This window comes from Micrococcus sp. TCR-5 (assembly GCF_052220525.1).
GTDB lineage: Bacteria > Actinomycetota > Actinomycetes > Actinomycetales > Micrococcaceae > Micrococcus > Micrococcus luteus.
On record NZ_JBQPDO010000013.1, the window covers coordinates 1 to 13,699 of the forward strand.

The window sequence follows — 13,699 nt, forward strand, 5'->3', positions numbered from 1 at the left end:
TGCCGGGACGCCGTCAGGCGGCTCAGGGCACCCGCGCGGTCCACTCGGGGGTCGTGAACTTGGTGCGGGCCAGCTGCTCGGCCTCCTCGCGGGTGGCCTCGTCCAGCTCGACGCGACGCGCGCCGTAGCGCTCCTCGAAGGTGGTCATCATGGTCTCCCAGATCTCGGCGCGGGAGACGCCGGTCTGGCGGCGGAGCGGATCCACCCGCTTCTTCGCCGAGGCCACACCCTTGCCGCGCAGCTTCTCCCGGCCGATGCGCAGCACCTCGAGCATCTTGTCCGCGTCGATGTCGTAGCTCATCGTCACGTGGTGCAGCAGCCCGGCCGCGCCCACCCGCTTCTGCGCGGCGCCGCCGATCTTCCCCTGGTCCGTGGCGATGTCGTTGAGCGGCTGGTAGAACGCGTGCACGCCGAGTCGGGAGAGCGCGTCCATGGTCCACTCGTCCAGGAACGGGTAGGTCTCCGCCGTCTCCAGCCCGTCGACCAGCGACGACGGCACGTGCATCGAGTACGTGACGCAGTTGTCCGCCTCCATGAACATCGCGCCGCCGCCGGAGATCCGCCGCACCACGTTGATGCCGTGCCGCCGCGCCCCCTCGGGGTCCACCTCGTTGGCGAGCGACTGGAAGGCGCCGATCACCACGGCCGGCTCGTTCCACTGCCACAGGCGCATGGTCGGCTTGCGACGTCCCTCGGCCACCTGCCGGGTGAGCACCTCGTCCAGGGCCACGGTGAGCGCGATCGGCATCGGCTCCGGCGCGATGACCTCCCACTCGTGGTCCTCCCACGTGGTCGCCTTGCCGAGGGCTCGACGCACGGCCGAGGCCACCGCGAAGGCGTCCACGCCGAACAGCTCGGCCTCGGAGCGCAGCCCCCGCTCGACGGCCTCCCGGATGACCCGGTGCTCGGCGTCCGCGGACAGCCCGGCCACCGCCGCGTTGAGGTCCTCGAGCGCCTCGTCCGGCTCGAGGAAGAAGTCGCCGTTGATGCTCGCGGTCGCGATCCGGCCGTCCGCGAGGCTCAGGTCCGCCGCGACCAGCTTGCCGCCGATCACCTTGTATTCACCGTGGAGAGTCCTCATGCCCGTCAGCCTACGGGCGACGCGACGGGCCCCACACCGCCCGGATCGCTCCGGGGGCGCGGGGCCCGTCGTCGTGGTGGGCGTGCGGCTCAGGCCGCCGCGGTCACTTCTTGCCGCCGAAGCCCTTGAAGCGGGCGTTGAAGCGCTCGACGCGGCCGGCGGTGTCCATGATGCGCTGCTTGCCCGTGTAGAACGGGTGCGAGGCGGCCGAGATCTCGACGTCGATCACCGGGTAGGTGTTGCCATCGGTCCACTCCGCGGTCTTGTCGGAGTTCGCGGTGGTGCGGGTGAGGATCTTCTCACCGGAGGCGAGGTCGTTGAAGATGACGTAGCGGTAATCCGGGTGGATCTCAGACTTCATGGTGCATCCTTCGTTTCAGCCGCCTGATTGGGACCAGGGGCGCGAGAGGTGTGGTCAGGGGGTCCGCCGGAGGGCGGGCCAGCCGCCCACTCTACCGCACCCGGGCCGGTCAGCGCGCGCGCAGCTCCCACAGCGCGACCGCCGCGGCCGCGGCCACGTTCAGCGAGTCGACGCCGGCGGGCATGGGGATGACGACGTCGGCGTCGGTCTGGGCGAGGGTCTCGGGCCGGACCCCCGGCCCCTCCTGGCCGAGGACGAGGGCCAGACGCTCGGCGGTCCGCAGCGGCTCGATCCGAGCGGAGTCCAGGCCCACGGCCCGCTCCGTCACCTCGAGGGCGGCCACCGCGAACCCGGCCGCCCGCAGCGCGGGCAGCGACTCGGCGACCGGACCGGGCAGGCGCGCCCACGGCAGGCGGAACACCGTGCCCATCGAGACGCGGATGGCGCGCCGGTACAGCGGGTCGGCGGCCTGCGGGGTGAGCAGCAGCGCGTCCCAGCCGAGGGCGACGGCGGAGCGCACCACGGCGCCCAGGTTCGTGTGGTCCACGAGGTCCTCGGCGATGAGCACGCGTCGCGCGCCCGCGAGGACGTCGGCGAGCGGCCGGGGCGCGGGGCGGTCCATCGCGGCCAGGGCGCCGCGGTGCAGGTGGAACCCGGTGAGGGCCTCGAGCACATCGTCGGGTCCGGTGAAGACCGGGACGTCCGGATGGGCGGCGAGCACGTCCGCGAAGGAACCGCGGTAGCGGTCCCCCAGCAGGAAGGAGCGCGGGGTGTGTCCGGCGTCCAGCGCGCGGCGGACCACCTGGGAGGACTCGGCGAGGAAGACGCCGTGCTCCGCGTCGACGCGACGGCGCAGGGCCGCGTCCGTCATGGTCGTGTAGGGGGCCAGGCGGGGGTCGGCGAGGTCCTCGATCCGCTCCAGGCGCACCTCGCGAGCCCCGCCCTCACCCACCCGAGACCTGCCGCATCACCATGACCACCAGCCCCGCCAGGCCCACGATCACGATGGTGACGCGCAGCGCCGTCGGCGAGATGCGCCGCCCGATCCGCGCGCCCACGAGCCCGCCCACGAGCGAGGAGAGCGCGATCAACAGGACGGCCCGCCAGTCGATGCGGTCGAAGGCGAAGACCAGGTAGAACGCGGCGGCGGTGAGGTTGACCACCAGCGACAGCCACGTCTTCACCGCGTTGGCGTGCACGAGGGTGCCGCCCACCAGCAGCACACCGAAGATCGCCATGAGCATGACGCCCTGGGCGGCCACGAAGTAGCCGCCGTAGATGCCGGTCAGGAACACGAGCGTCCACAGCGTCGGGGTCACGGGGCCCACCGGCACAGGAGAGTCCGCGCCGGGGGTCGGTCCCTGGTCCTCCGCCCGACGCCGGACCCACCGCTGGATGCGCGGCTGCAGCACGACGACCGTCAGGGCCACCACGAGCAGCACCGGCGCGACGTAGCCGAACACGGCCGGGGGCAGCGTGGTGAGCAGGGCGGCGCCGATGACCCCGCCGAGCAGGGACGCGACGGTCAGCTTCGGCAGGAGCGCCCGGGACTGGGCCAGCTCGCGGCGGTACCCGTACGTGCCGGAGAAGCCCGAGGCCACCAGGCCCATCGCGTTGGAGACCTGGGCCGTCACGGGCGGGAAGCCGACCGCCACAAGCGTCGGAAAGGTGACGAGCGTGCCCGAGCCGATCACCGAGTTGATCGTGCCGGCCCAGAACCCCGCGAGCAGCACGAGCAGGACCTGCCACAGGTCCATGCCCAGCAGCTGCACGGTCAGCAGCCCCGTCACCGGGCCACGGCGGTGTACCGACCGCCGGTGCGGGTCACCTTCAGGTCCGTGCCGAACGCCGCGGAGAGGTGCTCCTCGGTGAGCGTCGACTCGATGGGCCCGGCCGCCACGACGCCGCCGTCCCGCAGCAGCAGGGCATGCGTGAAGCCCGGGGGCACCTCCTCGAGGTGGTGCGTGACGAGGACCAGCGCGGGCGCGTCCTCGTCCGTGGCGAGCGCCGTCAGCTGGCGCACGAGGTCCTCCCGCCCGGCGAGGTCCAGGCCCGCGGCGGGCTCGTCCAGCAGGAGCAGCTCGGGGTCGGTCATCAGGGCACGGGCGATGAGCACGCGCTTGCGCTCACCGTCGGAGAGGGTGCCGAACGCGCGGTGCGCGAGGCGGGAGAGCCCCCAGGTCGCCACGAGGCCGAGCGCGCGGGCGCGATCCTCCGTCTCGTACCGCTCGCGCCACGTGCCGGTGATCCCGTAGGCGGCGGTGACGACGGCGTCCTGCACGGTCTCGTTCGCGGGCACCTGGGCGGCGAGCTGGGCGGAGGACAGGCCGATGCGCGGGCGCAGCTCGAACACGTCGACGGCGCCGAGCACCTCGTCCAGCACGCCGACGTCGCCGGCGGTCGGGTGCAGGCGGGCCGCGGCCAGCTGGAGCAGCGTGGACTTGCCGGCGCCGTTCGGGCCCATCACGATCCACCGCTGCCCCGCGCGGACCGTCCAGTCCAGGGGGCCGAGGATGTCGGTGGTGCCGCGGCGCACGCGCACGCGGCGCATCTGCAGCACGGCGTCCTCATCCGGGAGGAACCAGTCGTCGGGAGGCGCGGGGGTGGTCATGGGGGCCAGCCTAGTCCGGCCGGCCGGCGCGTCGCCGATGCGACGCACGCCCGGCCGCGCCCGCACCCCCGCCTAGGATGCCGCGCATGAGCACCCTGCGCCGCCTCGTCGTCACCGCCGACCCCGCCCTCCTCGTCACGGACGCGCCCCCGGCCGGCGTGCCCGACGACGCCGAGCGGCTCACCGACGACGGCCTGCTGGGCTGGCGCTTCGCCGCGGACGAGTGGGCGGCGGCCCCGGAGCCGGGCTCCGGGTGGGACGTGCTCACGCTGCCGGCGACGGTCGCCGCCGCACCGGCGCCCCTCGTGGTGACGGACGTGGACTCCACGCTGATCCGGCAGGAGGTCATCGAGCTGCTCGCCGCCCATGCCGGCCGCGAGGCCGAGGTCGCCGAGGTGACGGAGCGGGCGATGCGCGGTGAGCTCGACTTCGCCGCCTCGCTGCACGCGCGCGTCGAGGCGCTCGCGGGGCTGCCCGTGGGCGTCGTGGCGGACGTGGTGCGGGCCATCCGGCCCACCGACGGAGCCCTCGCGCTGATCGAGGCCGTCACCGCGGCCGGCGGCCGGGTGTGCGCGGTCTCCGGCGGCTTCACCCAGGTGCTCGCCCCGCTGGCCGAGGCATGGGGCGTGCACGCCTACTGCGCCAACGAGCTCGAGGTGCGGGACGGGCACCTGACGGGGAAGGTGCTCGGCGACGTCGTGGACCGCGCGGCGAAGGCCGCCATGCTGCGCGCCTGGGCCGAGGACGCGGGGCTCACCCCCGAGCAGGCCGTCGGCGTGGGCGACGGCGCCAACGACATCGGTCTGCTCGAGGCGGCCGGCTGCGGCGTGGCCCTGTGCGCGAAGCCGATCCTCCGGGAGCACGCGGACGTCGTCGTCGACGTGCCCTCCTTCAGCCCCCTGCGGTGGCTCCTCGGTCTCTGAGGCGCCCGCTCCCGGAGGTCACGAGGGCCGGATCCCGCGGATCCGGCCCTCGTCGTCAGGGGTGTGCTGCGGTTCAGTCCTGCCCGAGGAAGTCCTCGGCGCCGCCCACGAGCTCGGTGTGGCCGACCTCGAGGTCCTGGCGGCCCACGAGGGAGGCGATCTCGGCGGCGAACTCCTCCACGGAGTAGAGCTTGCCGGCGGCCTCGCGACGGGCCTCGATGGCACCGGGCTCGGCGCGGTCGAGCAGGGTGGCGGTGATGGTGCCCTCGATCATGTCGCCGGAGACCACCACGAAGCCCACGCCCTTCTCGGTGAAGGCGGGGATGCGCTCGCGCAGGGCGTCCTCGCCGGCGCGCTTGGAGCGGGCCACGGGCTCGTAGGAGTCCATCGTGGCGACCTCGTCGATGAAGTGCGCCTGGTGGGAGGTCACGAACACGATCTGCCCGCCGGCGCCCATGCGCTCGAGCGCGGCGTCGGCCAGCGCGGCCTGGGCGTCACGGTTGAGCTTCAGGGCGTAGTCCTCGCCGAACTGGGACTCCATGCCGCCCGAGGCGTTGAGCACGAGCACGTCGAGCGAGCCGAAGTGCTCCACGGCGGCGTCCAGCAGCGCGGCCCGGTCCTCGGCGACGGTCACGTCGCCGCCCACGGCCACGGCGCGGCCGCCGGCGTCCTCGATCCTCTGCACCACCTTGTTCGCGCGCGGCGCCTTCTGGCGGTAGTTCACCACGACGCCCGCGCCGCGGGCGGCCAGCAGCTCGGCGGTGGCGGCTCCGATGCCGCGGGAGGAGCCGGTGACGACGACGCCGCGTCCGGCCAGGTCCTGCTCGGTCATGTTCTGTGCTTCCTGTCTGCTCAGCGGTCGGTGGTCGTCAGTGGCCCATGCCCAGGCCGCCGTCCACGGGGATCACGGCCCCGGAGATGTACGCGGCCTCGTCCGAGGCCAGCCAGCGCACGACGCCGGCCACCTCCTCCGGGGCGGCGAAGCGGCCGGCCGGGATGGACGTCTTGTACTGGGCCTTGAGCTCGTCGTCGAGGGACTGCGTCATCTCGGTGTCGATGTAGCCGGGGGCCACGACGTTCGCGGTCACGCCGCGCGCGCCGAGCTCGCGCGTGATCGAGCGGGCCATCCCGACGAGGCCGGACTTGGAGGCGGCGTAGTTGACCTGGCCGGGCGAGCCGAGCAGGCCCACCACGGAGGAAACCAGGACGATGCGTCCGCGCTTCAGGCGCATCATGCCCTTGGTGGCGCGCTGCACCACGCGGAAGGCGCCGGTGAGGTTCGTGTCGATCACCGAGGTGAAGTCGTCCTCGGACATGCGCAGCAGCAGCTGGTCGTGGGTGATGCCGGCGTTGGCCACGAGCACCTCGACCGGGCCGTGGGCCTCCTCGACCTCGCGGAAGGCCGCGTCCACGGAGGCCGCGTCCGTCACGTCGGCCCGGACCGCGCGGACCCCCTCCGGCCCCTCCCCCGAGCGGGAGGTGATGGCCACCCGGTCGCCGTTCGCGGCGAACGCCCGGGCGATGGCCAGGCCGATGCCGCGATTGCCCCCCGTGACGAGGACGCTGCGGCCGGCGGCCTGTGCGTCCGCTGCGGGCGTGGTGGTCTGATCGGCCATGGGAACACCTTCCGGACGGGACGGGACTAGACTGGAGCACCGGCGCGGCGCCGTCGACGCCGTCCTGCGGGACGCCGCCGAGGGCGGGCGCGCCGGCATGTGAACCACCACTCTACGTCCGCGGCCGCGCGGGGGCCCTCCGCAGGGCGCGACGTGCCAGGAGGATGCGCCATGACCAGCTCCGCCGCCAGCTCCCGAGCCGGCCGTCCCGCCCGCGCCGGGCGCGGGACGACACCGGAGGTCCAGGGGGTCACCACCGCCGCCGCCGGCCGCAGCGCGGACCGGGAGGCGCGCATGAAGGTCTACCTGGTCCAGATGCTGCTCCGCACCGCCTGCTTCGTCGCCGCGCTCTTCACCCACGGCTGGTGGCAGCTCGGGTTCATCCTCGGCGCGGTCGTGCTGCCCTACGTCGCCGTCGTGCGCGTGAACAACACCGGCCCGCAGCAGGCCGGCACCCTGCGCGCCGTGCCCACCCAGGGACCGGCCCTGGCCCCCCGCCCCGACGACACGGCGGCGCCCGAGCCGGTCGTGCTCACCGGCGACCTCGTGGACGACCCGCGCGACCGTGCGCCCCGGGCGCTGGGCCGAGGGTCCTCGTCCGCCGGCGGTCCCGGCCTGCCCGGACGGGGCGCCGCGTGATCGGGGCGGGCCCGGGCGAGCCGGACGTGGACCTGCTGGGCGCCCTCGCGGCCGGCCGCCTCGACCCCGCCGCGGGTGCCTCCGCCACCCGATCCCCGCACGCCGCCGCGGACGGGCCCGAGCGGCCGGTCTGCTCGCGTCGCGGCTGCACCGCGGAGGCCGCCTGGGCCCTGGAGTGGAACAACCCGCGCGTCCACGCCCCGGACCGGGTGAAGACCTGGCTGGCCTGCGCGGACCATCGGCCCTTCCTGGACGACTTCCTGAGCGCCCGCGGCTTCCTGCGGCGCTCCCGCCCACTCGACCCGCCCGCCACGGAGGCGCCCGAGGTCGAGACGCCCGAGACCCCGCAGGAGCCCCCGCGCCCATGAGCACCCCCGCCCCCATGACGGCCCCGACCGCCCGCGACGCCGAACGCCTGCCTCCCCTGCGCTTCGGCTTCCTCGCCACCGGCCCGTGGATCCTCGGCTTCGTGGTGTGCATCCTCTTCGCGTTCCTGTGCCACGCGCTCGCCCAGTGGCAGTGGGACCGCCGCGTGGAGGTCCAGCACCGCGTCAACCGCGTCCTGGAGAACTACGACGACGACCCGGTCCCGTTCGCCGAGGCCTCCCGGCTGTTCACCGCGTTCCAGACCGAGGACGAGTGGACGCCTGTGACACTGACCGGCGAGTACCTCGTCGACGAGACGCTCATCGTCCGCAACCGTCCCCGCGCCGGCCAGCCCGGCTACGAGGTGCTCGTGCCGTTCCGGACGGACGAGGGCCCCGTCGTCGTGGTGGACCGCGGCTGGCTCCCGGTGGGCAACACCCCGGGTCAGCCGGACGCCGTGCCGGCCCCGCCCGCCGGCCACGCCGAGGTCGTGGTGCGGGTCAAGCCCGGGGAGCCGGCCCTGGACCGCGACGCCCCGGACGGCCAGGTGCCCTCGATCGACCTCACCGAGATCGCCGACACCGTGGGCGGGCCCGTGGCCGGGACGGCCTACGGGATCATGGTCACGGAGGACCCGGCGGTGGAGTCGATGCCGCAGAAGCTCGTCGAGCCCACCCTGGACGAGGGCCCGCACCTGTCCTACGCGATCCAGTGGTACCTGTTCGCGGCCATGGGCTTCGGGGTGTGGGGGTACTCCGCGTGGATGCGCGCGCGCAACGACCGGGCCGACGCCCTCGACGACGCCGCGGACGACGGGCTGCTCTCCGCGCACCGGGTCCCCCGCGCCAAGCCGGCCCGGCGGCGGCGCGACGGGCGGCTCACGGACGAGGAGGCCGAGGACGCGCTCTTCGACTGAGCCGGCCCTCCGCCTCGGCGGCCCGCGGACTCAGGCGAGGGTGATGAGGTCCCTGTAGTCGTCGTTCCAGAGGTCCTCGACCCCGTCCGGCAGCACCACCACGCGCTCGGGGTCGAGCGCCTCGACGGCGCCCTCGTCGTGGGTCACGAGCACCACGGCGCCCTCGTACTGGCGCAGTGCGTGGAGGATCTCCTCACGGCTGGCGGGGTCGAGGTTGTTCGTGGGCTCGTCCAGCAGCAGCACGTTCGCGCTCGAGGCCACGAGCGTGGCCAGCGCCAGGCGGGTCTTCTCGCCGCCGGAGAGGACGCGGGCGGGCTTGTCGACGTCGTCGCCCTGGAAGAGGAACGAGCCGAGCAGCGTGCGCGCCTGGGTGTCGCCGAGCTGCGGGGCGGCGTGGCGCATGTTGTCCAGGACGGACGCGTCCTGGTCCAGGGTGTCGTGCTCCTGGGCGAAGTAGCCCAGCTTGAGCCCGTGGCCCGCCTGGACCTCGCCGGTGTCCGGGGTCTCCTCCCGGGCGAGCATGCGCAGCAGCGTCGTCTTGCCGGCGCCGTTGTAGCCCAGGATCACCACGCGCGAGCCGCGGTCGATCGCCAGGTCCACTCCCGTGAAGATCTCGAGCGAGCCGTAGGACTTGGAGAGGTTCTCGGCGCGCAGCGGCGTCTTGCCGGAGGCCTGCGGGGTGGGGAAGCGGATCGCGGCCACGCGGTCGACCGCGCGCTCGCCCTCGACGCCGCGCATGAGCCGCTCGGCGCGCTTGATCATGTTCTGCGCGGCGGTGGCCTTGGTCGCCTTGGCGCGCATCTTCTCGGCCTGGGCCATGAGGGCTGAGGCCTTCTTCTCCGCGTTGGCGAACTCCCGGCGGCGGCGCGCCTCGTCCTGCTGGCGCTGGGCGAGGTAGTTCTTCCACGTCATGTTGTAGACGTCCATGGTCTGCCGGTTCGCGTCCAGGTAGAGGACCTTGTTCACGGTCATCTCCATGAGCTCGACGTCGTGCGAGATCATCAGGAGGCCGCCGGAGTAGGTCTTCAGGTAGTCGCGCAGCCACACGATCGAGTCGTGGTCGAGGTGGTTGGTGGGCTCGTCCAGCAGCAGGATGTCCGCGTCGGAGAAGAGGATGCGGGCGAGCTCCACGCGGCGGCGCTGGCCGCCGGAGAGGGTGTGCAGCGGCTGGTCCAGGACGCGGTCCGGCAGGCCGAGGTTGGACGTGATCCGGGCGGCCTCGGACTCGGCCGCGTAGCCGCCGCGGGCCTCGAACTCCGCCTCCAGGCGGGAGTAGCGGTTCATCGCCCGCTCCCGCTCGGCGTCGTCGACGGCGGCCATGCCGGCCTCGGCCTCGCGCATGCGGCGGATGGTCTGGTCCAGGTCGCGGGCGGAGAGGATGCGGTCGCGGCCGGACTGGTCCATGTCCTCGACCTTGGGGTCCTGGGGCAGGTAGCCGATGCGCCCGGTCCGGGTCACGGTGCCCGCCGTGGGCTGCCCGCCGCCGGCCAGGACCTTGGTCAGCGTCGTCTTGCCGGCGCCGTTGCGCCCCACGAGGCCGACCTTGTCCCCCTTGTCCACGCGGAAGTTCACCTCGTCCATGAGGAGACGGGCGCCCACGCGCAGTTCGACATCGGTGACGGTCAGCATGGGGGTGTCAGACTCCAGGGGTCGAGGGAAGAACAGGGGTGCATCGGCGGGGCCCGGCCGATCTCGACGGGCGGGGGCCAGTGCGGTGCCGGGCCAGTCTAGTCCGTCTACACTCTGGCCCCATGAGCTTCAACGAGAACGTGCAGATCGACGCCGGCCGGGCCCGATCGGGCGGTGGCGGCGGGCTGGGGGGCCGGGGCATCGCCATCGGCGGTGGCGGCGGCCTGCTCGCGTTGCTGCTCGCGATCTTCGCGCCCGGGCTGGCCGAGCAGCTCGGCATCGACACGGGCGGCGGATCCGCCGGACAGAGCCAGTACCAGCAGCAGACGGGCTCGGGCGGCCAGGGCCAGCCCATCTCGGACGAGGCGTGCGCCAGCGGTGCGGACGCCAACCAGAACACGGACTGCCGCGTCATCGCGACCACCGAGGCCGCGGACGAGTTCTGGGGCGAGTACCTCGCCCAGTTCTCGGACATCCAGTGGCGCCAGCCGCAGCTCACCCTGTTCCGGGGCGGCGTGAGCACCGGCTGCGGCAGCGCCTCCTCGGCCACGGGCCCGTTCTACTGCCCGGCGGACGAGTCCATGTACTTCGACACCGCGTTCTTCGAGACGCTGCAGACCGACTTCGGCGCCGAGGGCGGGCCGCTGGCGGAGGAGTACATCGTGGCGCACGAGTACGGCCACCACGTCCAGCAGGTCACCGGCTACCTGCAGCACTCCAAGGACGGGACCACCGGCCCCACCTCCGGCGCCGTGCGCGCGGAGCTGCAGGCCGACTGCTTCGCCGGCATGTGGGCCGGGCACGCCGCTTCCACCGTGGACCCCGAGTCCGGCGCGCCGTTCCTGAAGCCGATCTCGCAGGACCAGCTGCGCCAGGCCATCGACGCGGTCTCCGCCGTGGGCGATGACCGCATCCAGTCCACCCACACCGGCCGGGTGAACCCCGAGGCGTTCACGCACGGCACCTCCGAGCAGCGCATGGCCTGGTTCATGCGCGGCTACCAGAGCTCCCAGCAGGAGCCGGACATCCGTCAGTGCGACACGTTCCGGGCCTCCTCCCTGGACATCTGAGCCGGGAGCCCCGGGGCGCCTGCGGGCCCGTCCGCACTCCCCCACCACGACGGCGGCCCGTCACCTTCACGCAGAAGGTGACGGGCCGCCGTCGTGGTCCGGGCCGGATCAGATGTTGAAGCCGAGGGCGCGCATCTGGTCGCGACCGTCCTCGGTGATCCGCTCGGGGCCCCACGGGGGCATCCAGACCCAGTTCAGCCGCCACTCGTCCACCATGGTGCCGATCGCGCGGGAGACCTGGTCCTCGATCTCGTCCGTGAGCGGGCAGGCCGCGGTGGTCAGGGTCATGTCCACGAGCAGCGCGCCGTCGTCGGCGTAGTGCAGCCCGTAGAGCAGGCCCAGGTCCACGACGTTGACGCCCAGCTCCGGATCGATCACGTCCTTGAGGGCCTCACGGATGTCCTCCGTGGGCGCCTGGTTCGTGGTCTCCGTCATCTCAGGCCCCCGCCGCGGCCTTCTCGAAGCGGGCGTAGCCCTCGGCCTCGAGCTGCTCGGCGAGCTCCGGGCCGCCGGACTCGGCGACGCGGCCGTCCACCAGCACGTGCACGTGATCCGGCTTGATGTAGTTGAGGATCCGCGTGTAGTGGGTGATCAGCAGGGTGCCCATCTCGTTCTGCGCCTGGGCGCGGTTGACGCCCTCGGAGACGATGCGCAGCGCGTCGACGTCGAGGCCGGAGTCGGTCTCGTCGAGGATCGCGAACGTGGGCTTGAACAGCTCGAGCTGGAGGATCTCGGCGCGCTTCTTCTCGCCGCCGGAGAAGCCCTCGTTGACGTTGCGGTTCATGAACGCCGGGTCGATCTGCAGGGCCTCGAAGGCGCCCTTGACGTCCTTGGTCCAGGTGCGCAGCGAGGGGGCCTGGCCGTCGAGCGCGGTCTTGGCGGTGCGCAGGAAGTTGGTCATGGTGACGCCCGGGATCTCCACGGGGTACTGCATGGCCAGGAAGAGGCCGGCCTGCGCGCGCTCGTCGACGCTCATCTCCAGCACATCCTCGCCGTCGAGGGTGATGGAGCCGGAGGTGACCTCGTAGCGCGGGTGGCCGGCGATGGTCGAGGCCAGGGTGGACTTGCCGGAGCCGTTCGGGCCCATGATCGCGTGGGTCTCGCCCGTCTCGATGGTCAGGGAGAGGCCCTTCAGGATCTCCTTGGGGCCGTTCTCGGTCGCGATCTGCACGTGCAGGTCGGTGATCTGCAGGGTTGCCATGGTGGTTCTCCTCGGGTGGAAGGCGGTGGGGTCTGCGGGGCGTCGGTCAGAGCTGCGCGATGCGGAGCTCGTCCTCCATGACGGCGGTCAGCTCGTCCTCGACGTCGCCGATGCCGATCTTCTGGATGATCTCGTTGAGGAAGCCGCGCACGATCAGGCGGCGGGCCTCGGTCTCGGAGATGCCGCGGGCCATCAGGTAGAACAGCTGGGTCTCGTCGAAGCGGCCGGTCGCGGACGCGTGGCCCGCACCCTCGATCACGCCGGTCTCGATCTCCAGGTTCGGCACCGAGTCCGCGCGCGCCCCGTCGGAGAGCAGCAGGTTCTGGTTCTTCTCGTACGTGTCCGTGCCCTCGGCCTCCTTGCGGATCAGCACGTCGCCCACCCACACGGTGCGCGCGTCCGTGCCCTGCAGGGCGCCCTTGTAGAGCACGTTCGAGACGCAGTCCGGCTGGTTGTGGTCCACGAACAGGCGGTTCTCGAGGTGCTGACCGGCGTCGGCGAAGTACAGGCCGTACATCTCGGCCTCGCCGCGCTCGGCGGCGAACCGCGCGGTCGGGGTCAGCCGCACCACGCCGCCGCCGTAGGACACGGCCACGTGCTTGAAGTGCGCGTTCGTGGCGACCGAGGCCTGCTGGGCCGAGACGTGCACGGCATCGCCCTCCCAGGCCTGCAGCGCGACCACGTTCAGGCGGGCGTCGCGGCGCACGTCGAACTCGACGTTCTGGGCCAGCACGGCGGTGCCGCGGTGGGCGATCACGACGTCGGCCTGCGCGTTCTCCTCCACGAGCACGGTCAGGTGCATCGCGGCCGGGTCGGAGGAGGAGCCGACGACGTCGATGCGCACCGGCTCGGCGACCTCGCCGGAGATCGTCACGACGGTGGCCTCGGAGACCGAGTTCCAGGCCGCGGCGGACACGCGGTCGTCCGGGGTCAGGACGGAGCCGACGCGGGCGTCGTCGCGGGCCACGGTCTCCACCGTGACGCCGGCCTGCTCGGCCACGGTCACGGCGGGGGCGGCACCGGTCAGGCGCGCGTCGTCGCCCTCGGGCAGGTGCAGCCCGCCCAGGCGCTTGAGCGGGGTGAAGCGCCAGTCCTCCTCGCGCCCCGTGAGCACGGGGAAGTCGGACAGCTCGAAGGAGCTGAGGCGATCGGCGCGCGAGCCCGCGGCGTTGCGCTCCCGGCCCCCGGCCCGGGCAGCCGGGTTCTGTGCGACGGTGAGCTTCTCGCCCTCCTCGCCCATGCCCGGGATCATGGTCCGCTGGGTGTTCTCCACGGTGTCGGTCATG

16 protein-coding genes are annotated in these 13,699 nt (G+C 73.1%); 5 read left to right on the plus strand and 11 right to left on the minus strand.

The features are described from left to right. Nucleotides 1-22: 22 nt before the first annotated feature. From ACTSKS_RS08275 to ACTSKS_RS08295, 5 genes are all read right to left on the minus strand, one after another. Nucleotides 23-1,081, minus strand: coding sequence for a lipoate--protein ligase family protein (locus tag ACTSKS_RS08275; RefSeq protein ID WP_119217284.1), 1,059 nt, complete (start codon nucleotides 1,079-1,081; stop codon nucleotides 23-25). 103 nt (nucleotides 1,082-1,184) lie between these two features. Then, entirely contained in the window at nucleotides 1,185-1,442 is a 258-nt protein-coding gene (locus ACTSKS_RS08280; RefSeq protein WP_002855042.1) for a type B 50S ribosomal protein L31, read from the minus strand. Between the two features lie 109 nt (nucleotides 1,443-1,551). Beyond that, nucleotides 1,552-2,394 carry a TrmH family RNA methyltransferase gene (locus ACTSKS_RS08285; protein ID WP_269295491.1) on the minus strand — a complete coding sequence of 281 codons (843 nt, stop codon included), beginning with the start codon at nucleotides 2,392-2,394 and terminating at the stop codon, nucleotides 1,552-1,554. Next, a complete protein-coding gene (locus ACTSKS_RS08290; RefSeq protein WP_387043901.1) occupies nucleotides 2,387-3,232 on the minus strand; it encodes a sulfite exporter TauE/SafE family protein in 846 nt (281 codons plus the stop codon). Before ACTSKS_RS08290 ends, ACTSKS_RS08285 begins: the two co-directional genes overlap by 8 nt. Then, entirely contained in the window at nucleotides 3,229-4,053 is an 825-nt protein-coding gene (locus ACTSKS_RS08295) for an ABC transporter ATP-binding protein (protein ID WP_052520061.1), read from the minus strand. The genes ACTSKS_RS08290 and ACTSKS_RS08295 overlap by 4 nt, the downstream gene beginning before the upstream one ends. A gap of 86 nt (nucleotides 4,054-4,139) precedes the next feature. On the opposite strand from ACTSKS_RS08295, the gene serB reads away from it, so the two are divergent. Beyond that, nucleotides 4,140-4,976: a phosphoserine phosphatase SerB gene (gene serB, locus ACTSKS_RS08300; protein WP_442927459.1), complete on the plus strand. Its 837-nt coding sequence runs from the start codon at nucleotides 4,140-4,142 to the stop codon at nucleotides 4,974-4,976. A gap of 73 nt (nucleotides 4,977-5,049) precedes the next feature. Here the strand turns inward: serB and ACTSKS_RS08305 are convergent, their stop codons facing one another. Both ACTSKS_RS08305 and ACTSKS_RS08310 read right to left on the minus strand, forming a co-directional pair. Then, nucleotides 5,050-5,808, minus strand: coding sequence for an SDR family oxidoreductase (locus ACTSKS_RS08305; protein WP_442927460.1), 759 nt, complete (start codon nucleotides 5,806-5,808; stop codon nucleotides 5,050-5,052). Nucleotides 5,809-5,845: 37 nt separating this feature from the next. Further along, a complete protein-coding gene (locus ACTSKS_RS08310; protein ID WP_123243848.1) occupies nucleotides 5,846-6,592 on the minus strand; it encodes a beta-ketoacyl-ACP reductase in 747 nt (248 codons plus the stop codon). A 171-nt stretch (nucleotides 6,593-6,763) separates the two neighbouring features. On the opposite strand from ACTSKS_RS08310, the gene ACTSKS_RS08315 reads away from it, so the two are divergent. The 3 genes from ACTSKS_RS08315 to ACTSKS_RS08325 are packed head-to-tail and all read left to right on the plus strand — an operon-like array spanning nucleotide 6,764 to nucleotide 8,513. Beyond that, a complete protein-coding gene (locus ACTSKS_RS08315) occupies nucleotides 6,764-7,231 on the plus strand; it encodes a DUF3099 domain-containing protein (protein WP_095695712.1) in 468 nt (155 codons plus the stop codon). Then, the gene (locus ACTSKS_RS08320) at nucleotides 7,228-7,599 is read left to right on the plus strand and encodes a hypothetical protein (RefSeq protein ID WP_095695711.1); all 372 of its coding nucleotides are present in this window, start codon (nucleotides 7,228-7,230) and stop codon (nucleotides 7,597-7,599) included. The genes ACTSKS_RS08315 and ACTSKS_RS08320 overlap by 4 nt, the downstream gene beginning before the upstream one ends. Next, nucleotides 7,596-8,513: an SURF1 family cytochrome oxidase biogenesis protein gene (locus ACTSKS_RS08325; RefSeq protein ID WP_063189228.1), complete on the plus strand. Its 918-nt coding sequence runs from the start codon at nucleotides 7,596-7,598 to the stop codon at nucleotides 8,511-8,513. The genes ACTSKS_RS08320 and ACTSKS_RS08325 overlap by 4 nt, the downstream gene beginning before the upstream one ends. A 30-nt stretch (nucleotides 8,514-8,543) precedes the next feature. Here the strand turns inward: ACTSKS_RS08325 and abc-f are convergent, their stop codons facing one another. Next, nucleotides 8,544-10,142 carry a ribosomal protection-like ABC-F family protein gene (gene abc-f, locus ACTSKS_RS08330; RefSeq protein WP_144825459.1) on the minus strand — a complete coding sequence of 533 codons (1,599 nt, stop codon included), beginning with the start codon at nucleotides 10,140-10,142 and terminating at the stop codon, nucleotides 8,544-8,546. 122 nt (nucleotides 10,143-10,264) lie between these two features. Between abc-f and ypfJ the strand changes: the two genes are divergently transcribed. Continuing rightward, nucleotides 10,265-11,212 (plus strand): KPN_02809 family neutral zinc metallopeptidase, encoded by a 948-nt coding sequence (ypfJ, locus tag ACTSKS_RS08335; RefSeq protein WP_442927461.1) that lies wholly within the window; start codon nucleotides 10,265-10,267, stop codon nucleotides 11,210-11,212. A gap of 108 nt (nucleotides 11,213-11,320) precedes the next feature. On the opposite strand, the gene ACTSKS_RS08340 is transcribed toward ypfJ, so the two are convergent. The 3 genes from ACTSKS_RS08340 to sufD are packed head-to-tail and all read right to left on the minus strand — an operon-like array spanning nucleotide 11,321 to nucleotide 13,698. Next, nucleotides 11,321-11,647, minus strand: coding sequence for a metal-sulfur cluster assembly factor (locus ACTSKS_RS08340; RefSeq protein ID WP_002855327.1), 327 nt, complete (start codon nucleotides 11,645-11,647; stop codon nucleotides 11,321-11,323). Between the two features lies 1 nt (nucleotide 11,648). Further along, nucleotides 11,649-12,413: a Fe-S cluster assembly ATPase SufC gene (sufC, locus tag ACTSKS_RS08345; protein ID WP_036315253.1), complete on the minus strand. Its 765-nt coding sequence runs from the start codon at nucleotides 12,411-12,413 to the stop codon at nucleotides 11,649-11,651. Between the two features lie 46 nt (nucleotides 12,414-12,459). Then, a complete protein-coding gene (gene sufD, locus ACTSKS_RS08350; protein ID WP_123243851.1) occupies nucleotides 12,460-13,698 on the minus strand; it encodes a Fe-S cluster assembly protein SufD in 1,239 nt (412 codons plus the stop codon). Nucleotide 13,699 lies beyond the last annotated feature (1 nt).